Source organism: Bradyrhizobium betae (assembly GCF_004123905.1).
Classification (GTDB): domain Bacteria; phylum Pseudomonadota; class Alphaproteobacteria; order Rhizobiales; family Xanthobacteraceae; genus Bradyrhizobium; species Bradyrhizobium betae_A.
Map to the genome: position 1 here is coordinate 1 of NZ_MZXW01000012.1, position 1,448 is coordinate 1,448.

General features: G+C 58.1%; 1 protein-coding gene. It reads left to right on the forward strand.

Going from position 1 to position 1,448, the window contains the following annotated elements:
- Positions 1–62 precede the first annotated feature (62 nt).
- Positions 63–1,412, forward strand: a complete 1,350-nt coding sequence (locus B5V03_RS05915) for an IS701 family transposase (RefSeq protein ID WP_129268343.1) — start codon at positions 63–65, stop codon at positions 1,410–1,412.
- Positions 1,413–1,448: the final 36 nt, after the last annotated feature.

Sequence of the window (1,448 nt, forward strand, 5' to 3'; positions counted from 1 at the left end):
CACTACTTTGGCAGATTATTTGATTTTGTCGCGTTTTATAGGATTCCCGAATCGATTTTTCAATGATTCATGGGTGGTCGGCTCTTGGAGGGCTGACCATGCCGGGATGGGAAGACGAACTCGAACGCTGGCTAATGCCGTTCTTGGACCGGCTGGGTCATAAGACCCGACAGCGGATGTGTCCTCTGTATGTTGCGGGATTGATCGGTCCTGGCGATCGCAAGAGCGTTCAGCCGATGGCGGAACGCCTTGCCACGAGCAACTACGACCAGTTGCACCATTTCATTGCGGACGGTGTCTGGGACGCGACGCCGCTGGAGACAGAGCTGCTCAACCAGGCGGACCGACTTGTCGGCGGCAGGGATGCGGTGTTGGTTATCGATGACACCTCACTGCCGAAGAAGGGTGAGCGCTCGGTCGGTGTTGCGGCTCAATACGCGTCGGCTCTCGGTAAAACGGCAAATTGCCAAACGCTGGTGTCTTTAACGCTTGCGCGCGGCGAAGTGCCAGTGATGGTCGCGTTACGTCTCTTTCTGCCTGACAGTTGGACGAGCGACATGTCTCGTTTGAAGCGCGCTCGCGTGCCAGTCGAACACCGAACGCCACGGTCCAAGCCGGAGATTGCTTTGGCCGAGATTGACCGCGCGATGGCGGCCAACGTGCGCTTTGGATGTGTGCTGGCGGATGCAGGATACGGCCTCAGCGCACCGTTTCGACAAGGGCTAACAGAGCGCGGGCTGGCCTGGGCTGTCGGTATCCCTCGGCACCTGAAAGTGTATCCGGTCGACGTGAAGCTCATTTGGCCGATTACCAAAGTCCGCGGGAAGCCACGAAAGCACCACGTGCCCGATATCTTATCGATTGCGGCAGAACAAATGCTGGCCAGCGCCAAATGGAAAACCGTGAGTTGGCGTAGCGGGACGAAAGGTCGGCTCAAAGCCCAATTTGCTGCTCTCCGTGTCCGGACCGCCGACGGCCCTCCGCAGCGGATATGGGATAAAGGTCAGCAGCACCTCCCAGGCGACGAAGCCTGGCTCATTGGCGAGCAACGTGCCTCCGGGGAGAAGAAATACTATCTCGCCAATCTTCCGGCGGCGACGGATCTGCGCACGCTGGCCGCCACCATCAAGGCACGGTGGATTTGTGAGCAGGCGCATCAGCAATTGAAGGAAGAGCTTGGACTTGATCACTTCGAAGGGCGATCATGGCAAGGTCTTCATCGCCACGCCCTGATGACAATGATTGCCTACGCCTTCCTGCAACATCGTCGCCTCGCGTACGCGGGGCGGAAAAAAAAGAATCAACGGGCCTCCGCCTCAACCAACCATGCCCGCCGTACGTCACGCCATCGTCGATCTCATCCTTCGGCCGCCGTCTCAGCAGTGCCCATATTGCCGAAAGCAAATCCTTGAAAAACAGTGGCGCAGACCAATTCTGCCAAAGTAGTG

Bases quoted from the DNA above. Each gene is read 5' to 3' on its own strand.
- B5V03_RS05915 (WP_129268343.1), top strand. From the start codon at position 63: ATGATTCATGGGTGGTCGGCTCTTGGAGGGCTGACCATGCCGGGATGG.